Source organism: Nitrosomonas sp. PY1, from assembly GCF_022836435.1.
Taxonomy (GTDB): Bacteria; Pseudomonadota; Gammaproteobacteria; order Burkholderiales; family Nitrosomonadaceae; genus Nitrosomonas.
This window is the reverse complement of record NZ_BQXC01000001.1, coordinates 2,128,722-2,149,931: the sequence shown is the minus strand read 5'-3', so window position 1 is coordinate 2,149,931 and position 21,210 is coordinate 2,128,722. Positions and strand designations below refer to the sequence as shown.

The 21,210-nt window shown below is 42.2% G+C and carries 24 protein-coding genes, 1 pseudogene and 1 riboswitch; of the genes and pseudogenes, 18 read left to right on the top strand and 7 right to left on the bottom strand.

Annotated features, from left to right (window positions below; all coding sequences use genetic code 11):
• Positions 1-6: 6 nt before the first annotated feature.
• The 5 genes from W03_RS09930 (at position 7) to W03_RS09910 (ending at position 4,885) form a co-directional block, all read left to right on the top strand.
• The gene (locus W03_RS09930; RefSeq protein WP_244072885.1) at positions 7-918 is read left to right on the top strand and encodes an NAD(P)-dependent oxidoreductase; all 912 of its coding nucleotides are present in this window, start codon (positions 7-9) and stop codon (positions 916-918) included.
• A 28-nt stretch (positions 919-946) separates the two neighbouring features.
• Positions 947-1,204 carry an acyl carrier protein gene (locus W03_RS09925; RefSeq protein WP_244072877.1) on the top strand — a complete coding sequence of 86 codons (258 nt, stop codon included), beginning with the start codon at positions 947-949 and terminating at the stop codon, positions 1,202-1,204.
• Entirely contained in the window at positions 1,204-2,391 is a 1,188-nt protein-coding gene (locus tag W03_RS09920) for an aminotransferase class I/II-fold pyridoxal phosphate-dependent enzyme (protein ID WP_244072876.1), read from the top strand. The genes W03_RS09925 and W03_RS09920 overlap by 1 nt, the downstream gene beginning before the upstream one ends.
• Before the next feature lie 82 nt (positions 2,392-2,473).
• Positions 2,474-3,139 carry a hypothetical protein gene (locus tag W03_RS09915; protein ID WP_244072875.1) on the top strand — a complete coding sequence of 222 codons (666 nt, stop codon included), beginning with the start codon at positions 2,474-2,476 and terminating at the stop codon, positions 3,137-3,139.
• Between the two features lie 105 nt (positions 3,140-3,244).
• The gene (locus tag W03_RS09910) at positions 3,245-4,885 is read left to right on the top strand and encodes a right-handed parallel beta-helix repeat-containing protein (RefSeq protein WP_244072873.1); all 1,641 of its coding nucleotides are present in this window, start codon (positions 3,245-3,247) and stop codon (positions 4,883-4,885) included.
• Between the two features lie 315 nt (positions 4,886-5,200).
• Here W03_RS09910 and W03_RS09905 read toward each other — a convergent pair whose 3' ends face one another.
• The gene (locus W03_RS09905; RefSeq protein ID WP_244072872.1) at positions 5,201-5,599 is read right to left on the bottom strand and encodes a VOC family protein; all 399 of its coding nucleotides are present in this window, start codon (positions 5,597-5,599) and stop codon (positions 5,201-5,203) included.
• A 204-nt stretch (positions 5,600-5,803) separates the two neighbouring features.
• Here W03_RS09905 and thiS point away from each other — a divergent pair, with 204 nt between their 5' ends.
• The 5 genes from thiS (at position 5,804) to W03_RS09880 (ending at position 9,485) form a co-directional block, all read left to right on the top strand.
• Complete coding sequence (gene thiS, locus W03_RS09900) at positions 5,804-6,007, top strand: sulfur carrier protein ThiS (RefSeq protein WP_244073730.1); 204 nt, start codon at positions 5,804-5,806, stop codon at positions 6,005-6,007.
• Between the two features lie 54 nt (positions 6,008-6,061).
• Positions 6,062-6,880 carry a thiazole synthase gene (locus W03_RS09895; RefSeq protein WP_244072870.1) on the top strand — a complete coding sequence of 273 codons (819 nt, stop codon included), beginning with the start codon at positions 6,062-6,064 and terminating at the stop codon, positions 6,878-6,880.
• A 6-nt stretch (positions 6,881-6,886) separates the two neighbouring features.
• Positions 6,887-7,588 (top strand): tRNA (guanosine(46)-N7)-methyltransferase TrmB, encoded by a 702-nt coding sequence (gene trmB / locus W03_RS09890; RefSeq protein ID WP_244072868.1) that lies wholly within the window; start codon positions 6,887-6,889, stop codon positions 7,586-7,588.
• A gap of 16 nt (positions 7,589-7,604) precedes the next feature.
• Positions 7,605-8,156, top strand: coding sequence for a DUF3617 domain-containing protein (locus tag W03_RS09885; RefSeq protein WP_244072866.1), 552 nt, complete (start codon positions 7,605-7,607; stop codon positions 8,154-8,156).
• Between the two features lie 171 nt (positions 8,157-8,327).
• The gene (locus tag W03_RS09880; RefSeq protein WP_244072864.1) at positions 8,328-9,485 is read left to right on the top strand and encodes an OprO/OprP family phosphate-selective porin; all 1,158 of its coding nucleotides are present in this window, start codon (positions 8,328-8,330) and stop codon (positions 9,483-9,485) included.
• 74 nt (positions 9,486-9,559) lie between these two features.
• Here W03_RS09880 and W03_RS09875 read toward each other — a convergent pair whose 3' ends face one another.
• Both W03_RS09875 and W03_RS09870 read right to left on the bottom strand, forming a co-directional pair.
• Positions 9,560-9,961, bottom strand: coding sequence for a TM2 domain-containing protein (locus W03_RS09875; RefSeq protein WP_244072862.1), 402 nt, complete (start codon positions 9,959-9,961; stop codon positions 9,560-9,562).
• A gap of 77 nt (positions 9,962-10,038) precedes the next feature.
• Positions 10,039-10,251, bottom strand: a complete 213-nt coding sequence (locus W03_RS09870; protein ID WP_244072859.1) for a DUF4177 domain-containing protein — start codon at positions 10,249-10,251, stop codon at positions 10,039-10,041.
• A 159-nt stretch (positions 10,252-10,410) separates the two neighbouring features.
• On the opposite strand from W03_RS09870, the gene W03_RS09865 reads away from it, so the two are divergent.
• The 3 genes from W03_RS09865 to W03_RS09855 all read left to right on the top strand — a co-directional run bounded on the left by W03_RS09865 (position 10,411) and on the right by W03_RS09855 (position 11,808).
• Positions 10,411-11,037 (top strand): hypothetical protein, encoded by a 627-nt coding sequence (locus W03_RS09865; RefSeq protein WP_244072857.1) that lies wholly within the window; start codon positions 10,411-10,413, stop codon positions 11,035-11,037.
• A gap of 71 nt (positions 11,038-11,108) precedes the next feature.
• Positions 11,109-11,309: a YjfB family protein gene (locus W03_RS09860; protein ID WP_244072855.1), complete on the top strand. Its 201-nt coding sequence runs from the start codon at positions 11,109-11,111 to the stop codon at positions 11,307-11,309.
• A 220-nt stretch (positions 11,310-11,529) separates the two neighbouring features.
• The gene (locus tag W03_RS09855; RefSeq protein WP_244072853.1) at positions 11,530-11,808 is read left to right on the top strand and encodes an Lpp/OprI family alanine-zipper lipoprotein; all 279 of its coding nucleotides are present in this window, start codon (positions 11,530-11,532) and stop codon (positions 11,806-11,808) included.
• Between the two features lie 56 nt (positions 11,809-11,864).
• Here the strand turns inward: W03_RS09855 and W03_RS09850 are convergent, their stop codons facing one another.
• The gene (locus tag W03_RS09850; protein ID WP_244072851.1) at positions 11,865-12,845 is read right to left on the bottom strand and encodes a L,D-transpeptidase family protein; all 981 of its coding nucleotides are present in this window, start codon (positions 12,843-12,845) and stop codon (positions 11,865-11,867) included.
• A gap of 395 nt (positions 12,846-13,240) precedes the next feature.
• Complete coding sequence (locus tag W03_RS09845; protein ID WP_244072849.1) at positions 13,241-13,768, bottom strand: GNAT family N-acetyltransferase; 528 nt, start codon at positions 13,766-13,768, stop codon at positions 13,241-13,243.
• A gap of 536 nt (positions 13,769-14,304) precedes the next feature.
• Here W03_RS09845 and W03_RS09840 point away from each other — a divergent pair.
• The 3 genes from W03_RS09840 to W03_RS09830 all read left to right on the top strand — a co-directional run bounded on the left by W03_RS09840 (position 14,305) and on the right by W03_RS09830 (position 16,541).
• The gene (locus W03_RS09840; protein ID WP_244072848.1) at positions 14,305-14,505 is read left to right on the top strand and encodes a hypothetical protein; all 201 of its coding nucleotides are present in this window, start codon (positions 14,305-14,307) and stop codon (positions 14,503-14,505) included.
• Between the two features lie 13 nt (positions 14,506-14,518).
• Positions 14,519-14,680 carry a hypothetical protein gene (locus W03_RS09835; RefSeq protein ID WP_244072846.1) on the top strand — a complete coding sequence of 54 codons (162 nt, stop codon included), beginning with the start codon at positions 14,519-14,521 and terminating at the stop codon, positions 14,678-14,680.
• A 184-nt stretch (positions 14,681-14,864) separates the two neighbouring features.
• Positions 14,865-16,541 (top strand): response regulator, encoded by a 1,677-nt coding sequence (locus W03_RS09830; protein ID WP_244072845.1) that lies wholly within the window; start codon positions 14,865-14,867, stop codon positions 16,539-16,541.
• A 201-nt stretch (positions 16,542-16,742) separates the two neighbouring features.
• On the opposite strand, the gene W03_RS09825 is transcribed toward W03_RS09830, so the two are convergent.
• Both W03_RS09825 and W03_RS09820 read right to left on the bottom strand, forming a co-directional pair.
• The gene (locus W03_RS09825; RefSeq protein WP_244072843.1) at positions 16,743-16,925 is read right to left on the bottom strand and encodes a helix-turn-helix domain-containing protein; all 183 of its coding nucleotides are present in this window, start codon (positions 16,923-16,925) and stop codon (positions 16,743-16,745) included.
• Complete coding sequence (locus tag W03_RS09820; RefSeq protein ID WP_244072842.1) at positions 16,892-17,428, bottom strand: Crp/Fnr family transcriptional regulator; 537 nt, start codon at positions 17,426-17,428, stop codon at positions 16,892-16,894. The genes W03_RS09825 and W03_RS09820 overlap by 34 nt, the downstream gene beginning before the upstream one ends.
• 491 nt (positions 17,429-17,919) lie before the next feature.
• On the opposite strand from W03_RS09820, the pseudogene W03_RS09815 reads away from it, so the two are divergent.
• Both W03_RS09815 and btuB read left to right on the top strand, forming a co-directional pair.
• Positions 17,920-18,631, top strand: a pseudogene (locus W03_RS09815) (IS110 family transposase); the annotation flags it as partial.
• Positions 18,632-18,998: 367 nt separating this feature from the next.
• Positions 18,999-19,222: riboswitch (cobalamin riboswitch) on the top strand.
• A 150-nt stretch (positions 19,223-19,372) separates the two neighbouring features.
• Complete coding sequence (btuB, locus tag W03_RS09810) at positions 19,373-21,205, top strand: TonB-dependent vitamin B12 receptor (RefSeq protein ID WP_244072840.1); 1,833 nt, start codon at positions 19,373-19,375, stop codon at positions 21,203-21,205.
• Positions 21,206-21,210: the final 5 nt, after the last annotated feature.

Sequence of the window (21,210 nt, the reverse complement as noted above, 5' to 3'; positions counted from 1 at the left end):
GGAGAAATGTTGAAACTTGTAGCTGTAACCGGGGCTACAGGTTTCATCGGTAAGAATCTAACGGAAAAACTCATTGCGGATGGTTATAAAGTTCGCGCGCTTGGACGAAAATATCAACCTAGCAATGAATCAATTCAGTGGATTCAAGGTGACTTAGGTAATTCTGTAGCACTAAATTATTTGGTTCGTGATGTATCTGCTGTTATCCATTGTGCCGCAACTGTTAGGGGTGGTTCATTCAAGGAGTTCTCAGATATCAATATCCAGGGTACACGAAATCTTCTGGAAGCAATCGTTCAGCAGCCCCAATCCATACGTTTTTTGTATATCTCGTCTTTAGCCGCCAGGCAACCGGAGCTATCTTGGTATGCACAGAGCAAATATTTATCGGAACAGGCTTTGTATCAATACTCTGATCGACTGAATTGGACAGTATTTCGCCCTACTGCTGTATATGGCCCCGGCGATAAAGAATTAAAGCCTCTTTTTCAATCGATGCGTCGCGGTCTACTTCCTGTAGTGAGTGGAATACATAATCGATTCGGGTTGCTACATGTAAAAGATTTAGTTGCGGCCATGCTATGTTGGTTGTCTTCAGAGAAACCCGTGAGGGGGATATTTGAGCTTGATGATGGTACCCCTACTGGATATGATTATCAAAGTTTATCGGATTTGGTGCAACGTGAATGGAGGCGACCCGTTCGGTGTATTTCGATACCTGATCCACTGATTCGCGGCATCGCATTTTTGAATTTGGCTTTATCCAAACTGTTGCGGTATTCTCCTATGCTGACGCCTGGTAAGGTCAATGAATTGCAGCATACTAATTGGGTGTGCGATAACACATCCATACAACACGCACTTCCTGAATGGAGGCCTCGTATTCGTTTACAAGATTCATTATCTGAAGTAATCTAAACAAAATCTAAAATTCTACAAATAATATATGAGTGAAGCAGATTACGACCAGATAGTTCAATTACTTTGTGATCGTTTAGCCGACTTGTCTAAAGCATCCGAAGCGAGTATTTCGCCCGAAACAAACCTTATCACACAATTATCTATAGATTCTATTAAGCTATTGAATTTAATTATGGAAATTGAAGACGCTTTTGATATTTCAATTCCGATTAATGCGCTTACAGATATACAAACGGTTCATGAATTGGCCGAATTAGTTCATAAAATTAAATCCGCATCATAATGAATTTACTTGAGAAATTAGATGCCTCAGCAACGGCAAGAAAGTCTTTGCTGCCAGATGGTGTAGGTGCATTTGGCATACCAATTGAGGAAGTATACTCTGCTACTGAGGCTCGTATTGGTGATCGGCGAGTATTATTGTTAGGCACCAATAATTACCTTGGACTTACGTTTGCACCGGAATGTATTCAAGCAGCGCACGAAGCTCTTGATAAAGAGGGTACTGGGACTACGGGCTCTCGGATGGCGAATGGAAGTTATTTTGGTCATCGAGCCTTGGAAAGGGAATTTGCTGATTTTTATCGGTGTAGTGGAGGAATCGTATTTACTACCGGCTACCAGGCTAACCTAGGTACGATTTCGGGTTTGGTTGGGCCGGGCGATACCGTGCTGATTGATGGCGATTCTCATGCAAGCATTTATGATGGGTGCATACTGAGTGGCGCAGATATTGTTCGCTTTCGACACAATGACGTTGCCGATATGGAAAAGCGGCTGCGTAGATTAGGAGAGCGTGCCGAAACAACATTGATTATTGCCGAAGGCATTTATAGTATGTTGGGCGACCAGGCGCCTCTGGCTGAAATTATTGAATTGAAGAATAAATACCGCTGTATTTTACTCCTTGATGAAGCGCATTCACTAGGTGTACTCGGAGAAACAGGTCAAGGTTTGGTAGAAAAAACGGGGCTGCTCAAAGCAGTAGATTTTATTACGGGCACTTTTAGTAAAAGCCTATGTAGTATCGGTGGTTTTTGTGTTAGCAATCATCCCCAGCTTGAGCAATTACGGTACGTGAGCCATCCTTATATTTTTACTGCATCGCCTTCACCAGCAACTATTGCTTCAACACGAGCAGCTTTGGAATTGTTACGCAAAGGTAGCCATTTACGCACGCAGTTATGGAAAAATTGCACGCAGCTTTATACAAAACTTAAAGAAACAGGTTATCAATTAGGACCAGATCCAGGGCCAGTTATTGCTGCTATCCTAGATACGCCGCAACAAGCGTTGCTTATGTGGAATAGTTTATTGGAGCACAACATTTATGTGAATCTTATTTTGCCTCCGGCTGCTCCTGAAGGAAAATCTCTGGTACGTTGTAGCGTTAATGCTGCACACACTTCGGAGCAAATAAAGTATGTAGGTGATACATTTGCAAAATTATACAAGCTAATAAGGTCGTAGTCTTTAAAGTTCTATGAAGTGGAGTTTGCCGATTCCAATATCGTGAATGAATTGTTTAGCTTTTAATCAGGAGGGTGCTGTCATGAAGATAATCCGAATGTTGATTTGTTTAGCAGTTTTTCATGGTTTTTGTAGTAATGTTTTTGCCATAGCGATAGTTTACGATGGAATTGATTGTTTTAATGTCACTAACGATAGCGATGTAACAGCATCAGGGCTACCTGTCCAGAGTAAATTTGAAGTAATAGAAGATCTTGGTCAAGGAATGTATCGTTTGAACTTAACGGGTGGTATTCCAAGATTTGTTGATTCAAGTGGAAATGTATGTATTGATCACGTGGCTGCTTTAGGGTATTTTGCTTCGGGGGGTCCGGATTTTACTATTCCACCACAGCCACTTGAATCGTTGGATGCTACGGGTTACTTTAACGGACACGAATTGGTTATTCTGGTGAATTCGATTGTGACAGATTTCAGCGCAGGCAAAGGCTCGTTTAACTCATTTCACACCAGCAGAGTACAGACAATCTCCAACATGCTGATTTTTGATTATAATTATAATCCTCAGCAATCTTTTTTTACTTTGAAAAGGCTTGTTCGCAACAAAAGTTTGACACAAGCTAGCAGTTCTTCAAATACACAGCCAATTCGCGAAACACTGCTTCCTTCTTCGATCAACGGTATTGAGTCAGATAGACCTCAAGTATTGACTCCTTTACCTTCTTCCATCAACTATCTACTACAATGAGTAAAGGAGATCCTGGTTTGAGGTCAATAGCGAATCTTCCGGAAAATCCAAAGATACATTTCCTAAAGCTATTGAAAATCAGATTATTTATTTGTGGACTGTTATATGACTATTGATTCTACTACGATTCAGAATGCAATAAATTCAGCCGGCGTTGGAGGAATAATCAACCTAACACCAGGAAAAACCTATTTGGTTGATCGCAAGATACAGTTATTGCCAAAACAAAAAATATTCGGATATGGTGCAATAGTAAAACGTATCAATCAGATTATTACAACATCAAGTGCTACCATAACGAATGGAGCAACATCAATTGTTGTGGCTAATGTAACAGGGTTTGAAGTTGGTCAGCAAATTGGGTTGTATGTAGACAGCACTCACTACACGACATCAAATTCGAAAATAGCATCAATCGATACTGCAACTAAAACAATTAGCGTTATGGGAGCGTCATTTACATTGGCTGGCGGTCTTAATTGCGTGTCTCCGAAGGTATTCTTGTCGTTTGATACGATCTTTACGGCTGATGGGTGCGAAATATTCGGATTGACGTTAAACGGTAATAGGTCTAATTGGTCATACTATCGTTGGGAGATAGCATCGGAAATACATGCGGCACACAGTAATAATACGATTAGAGATGTGACAATCGATGCGGCTCCGGGTGAGGCTATTCAAGAAACTGGATCTGGAAATTATGCGAGTATTGGAAATGTATTTGATGCCAATACTATTACAAATTGCAACGGTAACGGTATCCACTTATCTGGAAGCCAAGGCACAAGGATAACTAACAACTACATATACAACACAAATATACAGGGTTCTGTGGTTGGCCATAGCGGCGGATCTATTACCGTTAGTAACGGTGCGCGTGATTATCTGATTCAGGGAAATAGACTTGAATTGGGAAGAGCTGGAGTAGGCGAGATTGATAGTGTTGACAATTCAAGATTCAGGATTGTTGATAATGATATTATCAATATGTCAACTTACATGATTGAGGCTCGTGGTCCCAATCGGAGCATTACTGATATAACTGTTGCGGATAACCGTTTTTATAATGACACCCCTCTTGCTGCGTCGGATCTGATAGCTGTAGATGTTTCTGACACTGGATCAGGAACAGCAACAAGAATAAATATCAGCAATAATCAATTTTACAATGCCGGAATAAATTTGAGTAGGGTTTCAGATGTGGTTGTAACAGGAAATGTCATGGCTATGGTATATCAAGCATCGGATACTTATCACAATCCGATAAAAATATCGACTGCAACAGATACCATCGTCAATGGAAATACAATTAAATACGGTTATGCAAGTATATCACTCAATGGCAACTTGACTAATGTCAGTATTTTGGGGAATGTACTTTCAAAACCGTATTACTATGGAATTTTTGGGGTTGGTTCGGCAAATAGCAATTTGTCGTTCACTGCGAATAATATCAGTATGGATAACAACGTTAGCAATTCTGCTCAAGGCATGACGTTGGGTGCCAATGCTGTTGCACGCAATAACAATATAATGATGACTAAAGGCCATAGCGGTATACGTGTCAATGGTGTTGCAAATGCTATTGTGCAGAACAATACCGTTCGTAGTTATGCAGCCAACAAGACCATCCGAATTGAGACGGGATCTACAGGATATATCGTTTCAGAAAACCAAGTTAATTATGCTGTATCGGATATTCCTGCTGTAGGTATCAGAGTTTCCAACAATGATATTGTTACTTAACGAAAGTGGCATTAATCGCAGGAAATTACTGGGTATTGTTGAAAGCTATAAATCCCGTACTGGTTTTTATTACTTCATTCCATGTGCTATTGCGCTTCAGGGCTAGATTGACGGCATCTCATGTGTGTATGTTGCGGGGAGTGCATCTTGGCATCTGTGGTAATGGGCATGTAATTTGAAAAGGCTGCCCAGGCTTTTTACCGAGAACTGAATTGGATTGATTGCCTCTAGTTGTTCATAGAAAAAGCAGAAAAATTCCGACTTTCTTACAAATGAAAGAGTTACATCACGCATTCCGCCTATCGCAGTAGATTTTTAGAAATCCATGGAATGGAAGCCAATCATATTGCCTTCGGTATCCTTAGCGAGAACGATAAAACCGTGCTCACCAATAGACATTTTTTCCTTGAAAATACTGCCACCATTCTCGGCAACTCGCGCTGCTTCTACCGCGCAATCCTCACAAGCAAAATAAACGAGTGTACCGCCACAGCCAGAGGGAACGCCTTCCATTTTGATCAACATGCCGCATGCACCGTAGGTAGTTTGAGCGGTGTCCTTATCTGAAGGAAAACGCCACATTTCCATATTCATTTCCGTTGTCGGTGCTGGCATTTTCTCCAACTTTATTGCGAGTACAGACTCATAGAATGCTTTAGCGCGCTCCATGTCTTGTACGTAAATTTCAAACCAAACGACTGTATTATTTTTCATGGTGTTTTTTCTGTAACGAACCAAATTGATTCTAAAAGTCAAACAATGTTTTTGTGCATACGCTTTCTTTTTGAGCAATGTCAAATCGACTCATCACGATAGCGATAAATTTCTCAAATGAGCCAATCACTGCATGATAAAATTCATCTAATTTTTGATTGTTTATTGTGCCAGCCCAAAATATCGACTCCAGCTTTGTCATTCATGATACAACTTACCATTAATGGTCAATCTCAGCAATTTGAAGCACCGATTAATGTCACGCAACTGATTGATCATCTTGCCTTGCACGGTAAACGCTTTGCCATTGAGCGTAATGGTGAAATCGTGCCGCGTAGCCAGTTCTCCGAACAATTATTGGCGCATGGCGATCAATTGGAAGTCGTTGTGGCAGTCGGTGGCGGTTAGGTGCTTGGTTTATTTTGCTTGTTCACAATTAATTGCATGCAGTATAAGGATTTTATGGATAACTTGGTGATCGCCGGCAAATCATATACTTCCCGTTTGCTGGTTGGCACAGGTAAGTACAAGGATTTCAATGAAACGCGCACAGCGGTCGAGACCAGTGGTGCGGAGATTATCACCGTGGCGATTCGTCGTACCAATATCGGGCAAACAGCGGATCAACCGAATTTGTTGGATGTTTTGCCGCCGTCACAATATACCTTATTACCGAATACCGCAGGTTGTTACACAGTTGACGATGCTGTGCGCACCTTGCGCTTGGCAAGGGAGTTGTTGGATGGCCACAGCTTAGTCAAGCTGGAAGTTCTAGGCGATCCGAAAACGTTGTTTCCAAATGTGGTGGAAACGTTGAAGGCTGCAGAAATTCTGATCAAGGAAGGTTTTGAGGTAATGGTGTATACCTCGGATGATCCTATTCTTGCTAAGCAGTTGGAAGAGATAGGATGTGTTGCCATCATGCCGTTGGCGTCATTAATTGGTTCCGGTATGGGAATTCTGAATCCTTGGAATTTACAGATCATCATCGACAATGCAAAAGTGCCGGTGATCGTCGATGCCGGCGTTGGTACGGCATCGGATGCGACCATTGCGATGGAGTTGGGATGCGATGGTGTGTTGATGAACACCGCCATTGCGATGGCGAAAGATCCGGTACTGATGGCATCTGCAATGCGCAAAGCAGTGGAGTCTGGGCGTGAAGCCTATTTGGCCGGACGTATGGCGAGAAAACTCTATAGTGCCAGTCCTAGTTCCCCGGTCGATGGTGTAATTGCACAAACGCTTGGTGATAAAAAAAGCGCCCCAAAGCCTGTTTGATTTTCAATGACGGGCATTGATCTGGCTACACAACATGCGATTCGCAGTTTTGTTCTGCGTCAAGGTCGGTTGTCCAGTGCGCAACGTCGCGCTTGCGAGACATTGCTGTCGCGCTATGGTATTGTTTTTCAGAGAGATATTCTCGATTTTGAGAAAGTGTTTGGCCGTCAAGCGCCCAAAATACTGGAGATTGGATTTGGTATGGGAGAAAGTACCGCTACTATTGCACATTTAAATCCGCACAATGATTATTTGGGACTTGAGGTGCATACACCGGGCGTGGGTAGTTTACTGAATAAAATTGAGGACCTAGGTTTGACCAATCTGCGCATAATTCAGCACGATGCGGTTGAGATTTTGCGCTATATGCTGCCTTCGGAATCTTTGGATGGGGTTCATATCTTTTTTCCTGATCCTTGGCCTAAAGCTAGGCATCATAAGCGCCGTTTGATTCAACCCAGTTTGGTAGATCGTTTGTGTAAATGCTTAAAACCTGGCGGGTATATTCACATTGCTACCGATTGGGAAGATTATGCGATGCATATCCTGAAAGTGCTGAAACAAGAACCTTGTTTGCGAAACAGCACGAATGATTTTTTGCCACGCCCTGATTATCGACCAGTCACCAAATTTGAACAACGTGGTGTTAGGTTGGGTCACAGTATTTGGGATTTGATTTTTTTGAAGAAGCAAGACAAATCGATATGACTAGACAATTAAGAGAATGTCTTTGGTTGTTGGTTATGCTTATGCCATGAAGGTCCATGCAGTATTAGTTCTATTCGGTATATTCATGTCATTTTCTGTATTTGCGCATGAGCATATCCGTGTTGGGTTGTGGGAGGTTACTACGCGATCCGATTTGTTGGCTTTAGTGCCGCATATTCCATCTGAGAATATGCAACAGCTACAAAAGCTTGCCAACCAATATGGCATCAAGATGCCAAAAATTGATAATGGTGCGGTTATCTCGCATATTTGTATTACTGCAGAAATGGCACAACAGGAAATTCCAACATACTTTTACGAGAATCGCTCAGGATGCACTGTGCAAAATGCCACTCGTATCGGCAATAGTTACAAAATGGATTTATCTTGCAAGAATTCTCATTTCCAAGGTAATGGGACGGCTCAAGGTACCTTCATTACAACGGAAAGCTTTGCAGGTAGTACTGAATTCGATAGCGCGGTAAATGGTGCTCCGATGTTTGTTTCAGCAGAGACTAAAGCACACTGGGTAGGTGAGTATTGTACTGCGGTCAATCCGCTACAATGATTTTTACCTAATAGTTGCACGCTTCGACAAGACATGAGGCGCTTTGTAAGAATTTTCGGTTTTTCCTGTATATGTATAGCGCAGGTAGTAATATTTTCCTGCCATGCTTCTGACATCGTTTTTAATAGTGGTCCTAAAATCAAGTCTGCAGACGGTCAGTATGAGTTCGGAATGAATACTCGTATTTATATGGATATGCATTCACTTTATCCGGATCATGCGCATGCTGATTATCCTGCATTTGGTAGTCAATTGTTGGACGGTAATAGTAATGATGGTTTCAGTTGGCGGAGGAACTACGTCATGTTCTCGGCAAAAGTGCAGCGTTTTAGTTTCAGGCTTGACAATAACTATGCTGTCAAGACGCCTTTTCCGCACAGCCTTCGTGAAGTATGGATAGCAACCCAAATTGGACCTGGGGAATTAACTGTTGGTCAGTTCAAGGCTTATCGGGGAATGGAAGAGCTTACTAGCGCGAGCGATATAACCTTTAGTGAACGTCCTTCTACCTCATCTTCGGGTATGTATAGTGGTCGGCAATTCCAAACAGGTATCGGTTACCGTGCTGTGGTTAAGGATAACCTGAGGGTTGGTGTTAATGTCATGAGCTTATCACATTTAGGTTTGCCGCTAGAAGGCGTTACTTACGGTGGTCGCGTTTACTGGCTACCGATTAATCAAGCAAATAACACTTTGCATTTGGGGTTTTCTGTCAGTCGGGATACTTCCAATCGAGATTCTCTGCCTGCGAAAGTAACTGATGTGTACGGTGGTTTTAGTGGCTTCAAGCTATCACTGGGTACTGCAGGTGCAGCACCTGTTGCGCCTGATCATAATAGCCAATCTACTTTTTCCACAGAAGCAGCGTACGCATTCAAGTCTCTGACTTTACAGAGTGAGTATGCTATTTCAAAATTAGATAACACGCATCAAACTACTACTGGCGCACTCAAGGATTCATTGATTCATGCCTATTACGTGCAAGCGAGTTGGTTTTTAACTGGAGAACAAACCATTTACAGTAAAGATCGTGGTGTTTTTCGGAAACCACAACCTATGGGAAAATGGGGTGCTCTGGAACTGGTAGGGCGTTATGACTTTGCTGAAAATTCGAGCCAGAATCTAATGGAGAATCCGTGCAAGACGGGTACTTCTAAATGCCAGTCCGAGGTACTCTCTTTGGGTATGAACTGGTACCCTCATCCAAATATTCGCTTTATGGCAAATTACAGTATTGCCGAAGCAATGCTTGGTAATGCAGGGAACAATACCCCAGTAAGACGAGATCATCTGTCGATATTTTCTTTTCGTACGCAAATTATTTTCTAAAGCTTTTTAGCAAAAGCATGGATGTTAGGCATACTCCAACTAACGCTAACATAACATAAGCCATAAGCATCTTGTTATTTATCGGAATGTATTTGCTTACATGCTAGTCCTTGGTAAATCACTTTCATAAGCTTATTGTTGTATGCATGAACTATGTGCTGTGCTTGAAAAAGTGCCCATAATTCAATAATACTAATTGCTAAGATAATCAGAAACCCAATCAGAAAATAGTTTGCTACGATGAATGCTACACCTAACAGGAATATAGTGATATTGATCGTACCGCGAATCCATTTACCTAGATAGAAGTGGTGCAGTCCAGCGATAAAAATAAAGTTGAGTGCAGCATATGTGTCAGGATCTTTCAAATTTTCTTCAACTTGACTATAAAAAACGGATCGTTGTTCATTCGGTAGTCTGCGCACTAGAGTCCTAATTTCTTCTTCATCTTCCTCAAGCTGTCGCTTTGATTTCATAACAATTGATTTGATGCTGAAGTGAGCGAGAAACCATTCTTAAAAGTATACATCGAACTTATAGCTCCGATTGATTTCTATTCGCGTGCTAGTGTCACGATGACAGCTTCTCTTTCCCAAAAAAGTAGAAAGCGTTTTTTCTCGACAAATTGAAAGACCAATGTCCAGCCGTTTGCAGCCTCTTTGTTCAAAGTTGTTTCTAGCTGCTTGATGGGAATTCCGGACGATCCTAGAAACAATGTGCCAATGCCGCCTTCAACGATATGCAATACTTTATATTCTTTATACACGATGATTGCTTCCCTTTTAAGTGCGTTGATAAAATCAAGTTATATTTTAGATTCAGGTAATTTGCAATGTAAAATCTTAATAATTAAAAATGATGCTTGTAGTACTATTTAACCAATTACGTTACTAATTTTGAATGGCCTTTTATCGTAAGGAATTTCATGCCGACACAATCAATGTTATCTTCACATAAAAATCAGATACTGGTGGGGATTGCAGTTTTCTTGCTTTTTATAACTTTTGGCGCATTGTATCAGGCCAGTTCTCAGGGAGATGTTTCAGATACTTACCCTAAAGGTTTTCGTGGTGGTACCTGCACAATAGAAACCAGCTCGGCGACAATAGGTTATTCTGGCTACTATCTTTCGAGTGATTACGAAATGCCTGAGAATGCTATTCATACACCTAATCTTGCGATTCAATGCGGCAAAATGCCTGGCCCAGGTATATTAGACATTAGTATCGATTTGCTCTATCCAGAATCCATTCGTGACACTCCTTTGGCCTTGCGCTTAGTAAGAATCGATGATGAGAACGAACGTGCAGATGGTAATCGAGACAAGGCGCTTGTCAAGGAGGTGGAAATGTTGGTTATTCCGGCACAAAAGCATGCATCTGGTGTGATGACGCACACATTAAAACTCACAGATTTGGGATATTACACAATTTATCTTATTGGAAAAGGCTTAGACGATAAAGAATTCACTATAAAGATCCCGCTAAAAGTTGGGCAGGATTGGAAAGATCACTTTAAGAAAGCTGTATCAACATTCCTTAAAAAAGAGTAATAAGCTAACCACTCAAATATTGGCGTATTGTTCCGTTAAGTTTATTATCTTCCTAAAGTAAGGAGAATATAATGGACATTGCTGATATCGCCAATACTGCAACTGCAATGAATAGCGTAAAAACCGATCAGGCGGTAAGTATTGCAGTGCTTAAAAAGGCTATGGATATTAATGCGGCAGGTGCGCTTACTTTGATTGAAGCGATACCTGAGAGTTCCCCCATACAAAGTTTACCGCCACACCTAGGGCAAAATATTAATACGACTGCCTAAATTAATGCTGATCTTCACCGATAGCATTGATGGCATATTGTGACAAATAAGTAACAATATGCTTATGGTAGTAGCATTTGTCGCAAAATTCGTTTATTTCACAGAAAAAATCGGATAAGATCCCAGCAGGTTGCTGATATTCATAAAAATGTCAGTGGCTAGTGAAATAGCGGATATTATATGTATCTTGGAAATAGGATCAATTACTGAGGAGATCGGAATGAAAGTAAATACCCAGCATTCAATTCGCATGTTAACACTGGCGGTAGTATCAAGCGCTTTTATTGGGCTCACAGGTTGTGCTACGACTGGACAATTTGAGGAATTACAAACTAAAATCAATGCTGTTGCGTCTGATGCGTCTTCTGCTAAGGCGGATGCGGCGGCGGCAAATTCCAAAGCCAGTGAAGCACTGCGTATTGCGGATGAAGCTAACAAAAGATCGCTTGCGACTGAAGAAAGACTTGGTCGTGCATTTAACAAATCAATGTACAAATAAGTTAGTTTTTTTGTTTTATGGAAGAAGGCTCTATGAAATAATAGAGCCTTTTTTATTTACGGATTAATTGCTAAAGTATTTTCAATATCGGAGCGTGATATTAAAACAGGTATTCCGCTTTTTTTGAGTATAGCTTGCTTTAAGGCTTCCTGATCAATCTCGATATTTTGCATTCTTTTATCACCTTGTGAAGCGAAAAAATCATTAATAAATGTTATGACTCTTCGTTCATAGTTTTGGTATTTTTCTTGGTCTTCTTCCAATGGAGGATGTAATTCGATGAAAAGTGAGTCGAATAACCAGCCAAGCTTTATGGGTTCATTAATGACGCGCACTTGCGTTCCAACAGGGATTTTGTTGAATAATGCTTCAATATCTTCTGGATACATGCGAATGCATCCGGCTGATACACGCATTCCTACTCCAAATGGCTTAATGGTCCCATGTATCAAGTAGCTGCCTCCCGTGATGCTTAAGCGCAAGGCGTATTTTCCTAAAGGATTGGTTGGTCCCGGGGGTACAACACTCGGGTAAGGTTGTTCGCCATTGGCAATGCGATCTAATTGAAGTGATTTTGGTGGAGTCCAGGTGGGATCTTTCTTTTTTTCTATAATTTTGGATGTTCCTAACGGTGTTATCCAATCCATTCTACCGATACCAACGGGATGGGTAATAACGACAGGTTTATTATTGCTATTTTTGGTTTCGGGAAAATAATAAACTCGCATTTCTGCTAAATTGATTACCAATCCTTTGCGATCAACATTGGGAATAATGTAGCGACTCGGTAAAATTACTTCATCATTGTCTTCTGGTAACCAACGATCAACACTGGGGTTTGCTAATAAGATCTCGGCTTGCCCTATATCATACTGCCGCGCAATATCTAATAAAGTGTCTTTGCTGTTAACTTTTATCGTTTTAATTTGACCAAATATATCTATTCCGTTCGGTGGTAGAGTCCAAGTTTCTGCGTAAGTAAATTTGTTAAAAAAGCTTAATGAAATCATCAGGAAAGCAATAAATAATTTATTCATAAATACAGAATTACTATAAATATTTAGAATGGAATGTAGTAATGATAATCGAATTCATATCTGATAAAGGATTGAAATGATAGCGAATATGGGAGCTAATTAGTTAAATGAACTGGGTATTGATGAGCGTCTTATAGTAAAGATTTTACATTGAAATAGGTACTCAGTTCATAACTTCAATGTCGATGAGATAGTAAAAGGTATCGCCATAACACGAAAAAAGTAATTGAATAGATAGTCATTGTGCGGAACAGAACTCAGCCAACTCGATCAGATTAACTGAAAATACTGGATGTTCATCGACATTCTTAGGGTATGGGGAAGTGATGCGAATTTTCAATTTACACTCTTTCCACTTTTGAATGAATTGGAAATTCGAGCAGTCTACAAGGATGCTAACCATCAATCGGATGCGTAGGTGTTTCCAACAATAGCTGATAGAAAGACAGATCAATCCAGCAGCCGAACTTGAATCCGACTTGTTGGAAGGTGCCAACATGCTTGAAGCCAAAGTGTTCATGCAAAGTGATACTGCTGGTATTTGTCGCGTCGATTCCTCCAATCATTGCATGCAGGTTGTTTTTATGCGCTTCTGCGATCAGTTGCTGCATCACGATTCGGCCAAATCCCTGGCCGCGGTAGTCTGCATGAACATACACCGAGTGTTCGACAGTGTATTTGTATGCAGGCCAAGCCCTGAATGTGCCGTAACTTCCAAATGCAAGCAACATACCTCTGCTGTCTTCGATACCGATCACCGGAAAGTTTCCGGTAGTCTTAACCTGAAACCAGTCCATCATACTCTTAGTTGTGCGCGGTTTGTAATCGTAGAGTGCCGTCGTGTTCCGAATGACTTCGTTGAATATCTCCAAGATTGCTCCAGCGTGACATTCGAAGGTGCAATTAACGATCGTGTGCCGCATTATTTCTCCTTAAGAATCTGCTGAGGTAATAGAATGGGCGGTCACTACCCTAAACGGCATCGAAGTGCCAAAGTAGCGGTGCAATAGACCCCACTAAGCCAGGGAGGAGCGTCCGACATGAAGATTACAACGATAGGTATTGATTTGGCAAAAGAAGTATTTCAAGTTCACGGTGTAGATGCATAGTGGAGTTGGAGTTGTCCCCTTTAAACAGAACATAATGTGTCCGTTCAAAGGGGACAACTCCAAATAGCTTAACCTTAACGAGATTTGGCGCTTCGAGTGCGTTGCAATGATCAGAAGGCTATTTAGCGAATTCTATCAGGAATAGGAGTCAGTTCTTCAACAAAAATCCGATTGTATGGCTGCAATCTAAATCAATTCATCATCTGTAATTGAATGCCTTGCAAATCGTGAACTTCCATGTATGGTCTCAAAGTATTTGTGAATTTGTTTTGTAGATAACAGACACCAACGATGCACTGTATTATTTTATAGGTCGTAGTGACCAAGAATTAATGCAGGAGAGCATCTCCATGAAAGTGATCTCACCGCACATACACGGTTATTTTGATTCTTTGATAGCCGTTATTTTCTTGCTTGCTCCTACGTTTTTAGTATTAGGTCAACTATCAGTAATACTTGCCTATGGCTTTGCGATAGTACATCTGACTGTTACCTTGGTTTCTGAGTTTTCTTTTGGGGGTAGTCAAACTGATTTCATTTACTGTTTATAACTGGATTGAGCGCATGATTGGCTTCCTGTTAATAACCATACCTTTTATTCTTGATTTTTTAACCGAAGCGGCAGTAAGAAATTTTTATATTGCGATGGGCATTACCATTATCGTTATTAGCTTACTTACTGATTATCAATCTGAAGTAGAGAATAGAGAGACCGAATTCACGTAATAAAAGCAATCGACTAATTGCGCTTGTTCTGATTTGCAGTCGCCTGCACAGCACAGGAGAGCCTGGAATAACGATGGAGTCATCATGATAAATTCATCTCACTTTATTCACCGTGTTAAAGATAACCCGCTGAATTTTAGCTTCTCCTCCTTGTGTGTTTTTCAACTGAACGGAGGTAGCTGCGATGCGAGTCCTATATATCGACAATACTCTTACTAACGCCGATATTGCCCGGCGTACGCTGGCGCGGACGGCGCCCGATATCGAATTGACCACGGTGACATTACTGGTAGAAGGTTTGAAATGCCTCGAGAAGCCTGACTATTACGATGCGTTGCTGACGGATCTCCACTTGCCCGATGGCTCGGGTCTTGAAGCAGTAATTAGCGTCAGGAAGCGGCGGCTGCCGCTGGCGGTGGTGGTTGCTGGATCCGGAGATTATGATGCGGCGACCGCGGCATTTAAAGCCAACGCAGATGATTATCTGATCAAGGAAGGTAACTATCTGGAGCGGTTGCCGCACACATTGCGCAGTGCGCTTGCGCGTTTTCGCAGCAAAGGCGAGGATTACAATTCGTTGGCATCGCGGGTGCTGTACGTCGAACATAACAGCTTCGATAGTTGTCTGATGCATCGCCATCTGGCCCAGCATGCGCCACACATCAATCTTACTGCAGTATCGAGTGCGCAAGACGCCCTGGCGTTGTTGCCCGCCGATCCGGAGAAGATTGCTGATTTCGATATATTGCTGATCAATAGCCATTTGCCGGGAATGGACGGTCTTGAGCTTGTCAGATTGTTGCGCGAGGAGCGCAAGTTGAACCTGCCCATCGTGTTGATCACCGGTCAAGGCGGTGAGATGGTGGTCGCGCGCGCATTAGATTTGGGTGTGGAAGATTATTTGCCCAAGCATGAAGGCTATTTTTACGAAGTTCCCGCCATCTTGGAAAAAGCGCAGCGGAAAACCGAGCTGGTGCGTGAGAATGCCAGCCTGAGGCAAGCCAATTCGCGCCTCCTTTATTTGCTGGCTGCCAGTCCGGTGGTGTTGTACAACCTTCGTTTTATGGAGAGCGTGCCGCAGCCCGTTTGGGTCAGTGAGAATGTGGAACGGCTGCTTGGCTATACGACGAAAGAAGCGCTGAATCCGGATTGGTGGCCTTCCCATTTGCACCCGGATGATCGCGAATTGGCGGTGGCGCGTCAATCGACCTTGCTTACCGAAGATCAATTAACGCACGGTTACCGTTTTTCTCATCATGACGGACGATTCATCTGGATTTTAGACGAACTGCGGCTGATGCAAAATAGTGGTGACCAACCGCGTGAAGTTGTCGGTGCTTGGCTGGATATCAGCAAGCACAAGCGGATTGAGTTAATCAGACAAACGCACCAGTCCGTATTGAATCAAATCATAGCCAATCAGCCATTGCCAGCGATCTTGAACGATATTGCAAAACGCCTGGAAGAAGTCAACTCCAATATGCTGGTTTCCATTTCATTACTAGATAGGCGTGCGAGCCGTTTGAAGCATGGCGCTTCACTTAGCTTGCCGGATGATTACAATGCAGTGGCCAATCAATTTCTGGAATTGACGCACAAAGCCAATCTTCACGCGAGTTGGTCGTTGCCTTTTAAGGACGAAAACGACAAAGTTCTGGGTGCTTTCATCATTTGTTACCGAACGCTGTGCGAACCCACATTCACCGATCTGTCAATGGTTCATGAATTTGCCTCTATCGCGGTATTGGCGGTGCAACAAGTCCAAGCAAAAGAGACCTTGAGGCAGACCGAAGTGGTATTCGAGTTCCCTCACGAAAATGATAGTTGTCGCCAACTTAGAGTCGTGCATTCTGACAATTAAATCGCCGCAGAAAAACAGTGATGAAACCCATGCATAACTGATTTTCTAGACTATATAAATCACAAGTATTTGATTTATATATATCGAAAATGAACAGAGAAGCTCAAAAACATAGTTTTGCAAAGGTCTCGCTTCATTTCGTACCAAATTAAGTTGCCTCCGGCAAAGCCGGAGACTTACTTTACTGAGTTGTTGGGAGTACTAAAATCCGTAAGAATCATGAAGAGCAACGTCATTAATACAGATCTGTTCGCGCGTATATTCAAGCATTCCACGATTTCTGAAGTCATTCAAAACCGTACTTACAACCGAGCGACTTGCTCCAATTAAATCTGCTACTTCTTGCTGAGTTAAATGGATTTCCAAGGTATACCCTGAGTACACTTTATTCCAAACATCTCAGCCAATTCCAATAATGCAGATACAACTCGCACCTCAATGGGCTGAGTCAAAATAGCTCTTAATCTGGATTCTATTCTCTGCTTCCTGGCATACATATCTTCAATGATAAGCCAAGCTAACTCTGTTTGACGAGACATCATCGTCTTAAAATCGCTATGTGATATTCGATAACAATTAACTTCATTCAATGCTTCCGCAGTTTCATCTATATCCTGATCGACGGAATTATCTTGAAGGCGACCAATAACATCTCCTTTTCTAAGTAAACCAATAGTAATTTCATTTCCTCGCTCCGTTAAATGAGAAAGCTTAACAATACCGTTCTTTATCCAAAATAAATTGGAGCAGCAATCACCTTGGCGATAAAGAAAAGTTTTTTTCCGAGTATTAGTTTCCACGATGGAAGGATAATCCTCTTTTAATTGAGTTATATCACGATCAAAAAAATCTCCAATCAGCTTAGACCTGGCGTCTATATTTTTCATTTTTAACTCCCTAGACATTAAGTAGCACTTAATTTGCACAGTAATTTAAAAGATTTAAGCTTTAGCCATTGCCAACAATATAAATACTACGGTCTAATCGATTCGATGGTGCTAACGAGCTGATCGTTTCTCACTTGAATTGCAGCGCGATAATAAATGAGTAGCAAGCATCGGAAGTCAAAAGATACGTTATGATATTTATACGTGTTAGCCCTTATTGACAATGGTGACAGTATCATCTAAGAGATTATTGATAATGTCAATGTCAATGTCAATGTCAATGTCAATGTCAATGTCAATGAATTTTATTTACTGAGACTTTTGCAAAAGCCCTTTGATGGATCTTCAGGTTGCTGTTTTTATTGATATGAAATTTTAAGAGATGGGGTTTTGCAATAATGGAATGGACGCCCGCTAACCTAAACGGCATCGAAGTGCCAAAGTAATGGTGCAATAAAGCCCACTAAACAAGAGAGGAGCGTCCGACTTGAGCTAGGAAACTGGAGCTTTATGGTCACAGGGTGAAGCTCATGGCACCACAATTTGTCAAGCCATCTGCGAAGCAGTAGGCTGGCCGACAATGCGTTTTGTCACCCAAAAGACCGCTGAGCGACAATCGATTCTGTCGGTACATAGAGAATTTATACTATCGCCGAGCGAATGCCGGACATACTAGAAGATGGTGAAAACGGGCTGACACAGACCATGCGGCAATTATTAGCACGCTTGACTGATCACCTGAAAGAACTAGATAGGCAAGTCAATGAACTGGAAGTACAAATTCAGCGCTGGCACCAAGATAACGAAGCCAGCCGGAAGCTGGCAAAAATCCCTGGTCTTGGCCCCATTACCGCAAGCGCCATCGTAGCCACCTGAGGTAACGCACGAGAATTCAAGAACGGCAGGCAATTAGCGGCTTGGCTAGGTCTGGTTCCCAGACAACACTCAAGCGGAGGTAAGCAAGTCTTGCTCGGTATCAGCAAACGGGGTGATAGTTATTTGCGTACCTTGTTAATTCATGGTGCACGCGCCGTAATCCGGTATGCCGATAACAAGGAAATATCTGACAACTGGCTTGGAAAAATATTGACCAGGCGCAATAAAAATGTAGTGGCAGTCGCTTTGGCCAACAAAAATGCGCGTATTATTTGGGCACTCCTGACCAAAGGCACTTCCTTTAAGGCCAACTGCGTACCAGTGTAACTGGTATTGGAATTAATTTGATTAACAATCGATAAAACAGACTGGTATTTTAAATAGGGACAATTTTTCACAGATTGCTAGGGCAATCATGACATGATGGCGAATCTGGTAAGACCGTAAATAGCTTAACCTTAACGAGACCTGGCACTTCGAGTGCGCTGCAATGATCAGGGGCTATTTAGCGAATTCCATCAGGGATAGGAGAACCTTCTCCAACTATAATCCGAATGTATGGCTGCAATCTAAACCAATTCATCATCAACAATTGAATCCCTTGCAAATTGTGGGCGTCCATGTAAGGTCTTGCTCTGTTAAAGGAGGTAACTTCCTTCCATCTTCACTTGACACGCTAAAATCATTTCTGTAGCCTTCGGGACTTGCTTCAGGTGCCCTCAAGATTATCTGTTTTGATGGTTAAACGGGAAGCTGGTGCGTAGACCGATTATCGATCATTAACAAAGCCAGCACTGCCCCCGCAACGGTAAATGAGCTAACAATCTGCATCACGTCACTGTGTTGTTACATGGGAAGGCGCGGATTGGGATATTCCACTCATCAGTCCGGAGACCGGCCCGAAGCCAATATGACTGTGGTATTGCGGAGGGCGATCGAAGGCATTAGAGATGATGTGATCGTAGTCTATATTTGGAGTACGTTGCACGCTTTTGTCTTTCCCTATTTCCTTTCTCATCCCAGTTTCAATTTTTAACTGTGTGCGGGTGTGTACAAAGGAAACTCTGAATGCTTCAAATTCGTTATGGTGTTGGCATGATACTGGGGCTTAGTATCTTAGCTGATCTATCAGCCAAAAATAATATCAAGCAAGAAAAGCCCATGGTGATAACCGCTACGAGGACACCGCAAACGGCCGATGCATCGTTAGCTTCGATGACCATAATCACTCGCGAAGATATCGAGCGCCAACAAGTGCGCTCGGTGCAGGACTTATTTCGTGGTTTGCCAGGAATCAGTATTTCTAACAGTGGCGGTGCTGGTAAATTTACGGATGTTTTTATGCGCGGTACCGAATCCGATCACGTACTGGTCATGATCAACAATATTAAAGTCGGTTCAGCGACCTCTGGTACGACTGCATTTGAAAATATTCCGATCGATCAGATTGAACGAATTGAAATTGTGCGCGGCCCACGTTCGAGTTTATATGGTTCCGAAGCCATTGGGGGTGTGATTCATATTTTTACGCGTAAAGGTGGCGGTGAGAAGCTGACTCCTAGATTTAATTTTGGTGGTGGTAGCTATGGTACGTTGGAGGGATCGGCCAGCTTATCGCGTTCTTGGCAACAGGGTTGGATTAATCTAACTGCAAGCGGATTTGGCACACGAGGATTCAATTCTTGCAACGGTAGTTACACCGCAGGGTGTTTTACTTTTGAACCGGATCACGATGGTTATCGGAATGTGGCGGGTAGTTTTCGTGGTGGCTATCGCTTCCAGAATGGGTTAGAGATTGATGGTAATTTCATGCAATCTTCTGGAAAAACCGAATATGACGGTGATTTTGTCAACAAAGCAAAGATGATGCAACAAGTCTTTGGAGGCACAGTGCGTTACTCACCTACCGATTTTTGGCGAGTAAGTTTAATCGGTGGATTAAGCCACGAGGACTCCGACAATTTTCTTAGGCGTGCGTTTCAAACGCGTTTTAATACGACGCGTACTACAGTTTCCGTATTGAATGAATTCACCATTAATCCTAATCATCGACTTACTGTCGGTACAGATTTCCAGAATGACCATGTCAAGAGCACCGAGGCTTTCACTGTCGATTCCAGAACTAACTGGGGAGTATTTGGACAACACCAAGCGACTATTGCCAAGCATGATTTTTTATTATCAATTCGTCATGATGATAACCAGCAATTTGGCAGCCGAGTTACCGGTAATGTGAGTTGGGGGTATCCGCTTACTGAAAATGTTCACTTGCTAGCAAATTTTGGCAGTGCTTTTAAAGCGCCAACATTCAATGAGTTGTATTTTCCTGGCTTTAGTAACCCCCATCTACGTCCCGAGGATTCGCGCAGTTATGAATTTGGTTCGCGTGGTAAGATAAGCTTTGGAGACTGGTCGCTGAATTTTTTCGAAACGCATATTGATCGCTTGATCGCCTTCGATAGTATGACATTTACGACTGCCAATATTGATAAAGCTCGAATTCGAGGGTTTGAAGGTGTTTTTAGCGGGCAGATCAAGGAGTGGATATTCAATACCAACTTAACCTTGCTGGATCCACAAAACCGCTCTGATGATTCAAATCGCGGTAATATATTGCCACGGCGCGCAGAGCAATCTTTTCGCATCAATGCAGACCGGCAATTCGGTTCTTATATGCTCGGTGCCACATTATTGGTTGAAGGACAGCGTTACGATAACATCGCTAATACCTTAAAACTGCATAGCTACATTAAATTCGATTTGCGCGCTGAATATTTAATTAACAAGCGCTGGCGTCTACAAGGGCGTATTGAGAATTTATTTAATGAACATTATGAAACCGCGGCTTTTTTCAATCAACCTGGGCGGAATTTTATTGCCATGGTACGTTATCAACCTTAATAAGG

What these genes read in the sequence shown, in the direction of transcription:
- W03_RS09930 (WP_244072885.1), top strand. Translation starts at nt 7, where the DNA reads ATGTTGAAACTTGTAGCTGTAACCGGGGCTACAGGTTTCATCGGTAAG.
- W03_RS09925 (WP_244072877.1), top strand. Translation starts at nt 947, where the DNA reads ATGAGTGAAGCAGATTACGACCAGATAGTTCAATTACTTTGTGATCGT.
- W03_RS09920 (WP_244072876.1), top strand. Translation starts at nt 1,204, where the DNA reads ATGAATTTACTTGAGAAATTAGATGCCTCAGCAACGGCAAGAAAGTCT.
- W03_RS09915 (WP_244072875.1), top strand. Translation starts at nt 2,474, where the DNA reads ATGAAGATAATCCGAATGTTGATTTGTTTAGCAGTTTTTCATGGTTTT.
- W03_RS09910 (WP_244072873.1), top strand. Translation starts at nt 3,245, where the DNA reads ATGACTATTGATTCTACTACGATTCAGAATGCAATAAATTCAGCCGGC.
- W03_RS09905 (WP_244072872.1), bottom strand. Translation starts at nt 5,599, where the DNA reads ATGAAAAATAATACAGTCGTTTGGTTTGAAATTTACGTACAAGACATG.
- thiS (WP_244073730.1), top strand. Translation starts at nt 5,804, where the DNA reads ATGATACAACTTACCATTAATGGTCAATCTCAGCAATTTGAAGCACCG.
- W03_RS09895 (WP_244072870.1), top strand. Translation starts at nt 6,062, where the DNA reads ATGGATAACTTGGTGATCGCCGGCAAATCATATACTTCCCGTTTGCTG.
- trmB (WP_244072868.1), top strand. Translation starts at nt 6,887, where the DNA reads ATGACGGGCATTGATCTGGCTACACAACATGCGATTCGCAGTTTTGTT.
- W03_RS09885 (WP_244072866.1), top strand. Translation starts at nt 7,605, where the DNA reads ATGTCTTTGGTTGTTGGTTATGCTTATGCCATGAAGGTCCATGCAGTA.
- W03_RS09880 (WP_244072864.1), top strand. Translation starts at nt 8,328, where the DNA reads ATGAATACTCGTATTTATATGGATATGCATTCACTTTATCCGGATCAT.
- W03_RS09875 (WP_244072862.1), bottom strand. Translation starts at nt 9,961, where the DNA reads ATGAAATCAAAGCGACAGCTTGAGGAAGATGAAGAAGAAATTAGGACT.
- W03_RS09865 (WP_244072857.1), top strand. Translation starts at nt 10,411, where the DNA reads ATGCCGACACAATCAATGTTATCTTCACATAAAAATCAGATACTGGTG.
- W03_RS09860 (WP_244072855.1), top strand. Translation starts at nt 11,109, where the DNA reads ATGGACATTGCTGATATCGCCAATACTGCAACTGCAATGAATAGCGTA.
- W03_RS09855 (WP_244072853.1), top strand. Translation starts at nt 11,530, where the DNA reads ATGAAAGTAAATACCCAGCATTCAATTCGCATGTTAACACTGGCGGTA.
- W03_RS09850 (WP_244072851.1), bottom strand. Translation starts at nt 12,845, where the DNA reads ATGAATAAATTATTTATTGCTTTCCTGATGATTTCATTAAGCTTTTTT.
- W03_RS09845 (WP_244072849.1), bottom strand. Translation starts at nt 13,768, where the DNA reads ATGCGGCACACGATCGTTAATTGCACCTTCGAATGTCACGCTGGAGCA.
- W03_RS09840 (WP_244072848.1), top strand. Translation starts at nt 14,305, where the DNA reads ATGAAAGTGATCTCACCGCACATACACGGTTATTTTGATTCTTTGATA.
- W03_RS09835 (WP_244072846.1), top strand. Translation starts at nt 14,519, where the DNA reads ATGATTGGCTTCCTGTTAATAACCATACCTTTTATTCTTGATTTTTTA.
- W03_RS09830 (WP_244072845.1), top strand. Translation starts at nt 14,865, where the DNA reads ATGCGAGTCCTATATATCGACAATACTCTTACTAACGCCGATATTGCC.
- W03_RS09820 (WP_244072842.1), bottom strand. Translation starts at nt 17,428, where the DNA reads ATGAAAAATATAGACGCCAGGTCTAAGCTGATTGGAGATTTTTTTGAT.
- btuB (WP_244072840.1), top strand. Translation starts at nt 19,373, where the DNA reads ATGCTTCAAATTCGTTATGGTGTTGGCATGATACTGGGGCTTAGTATC.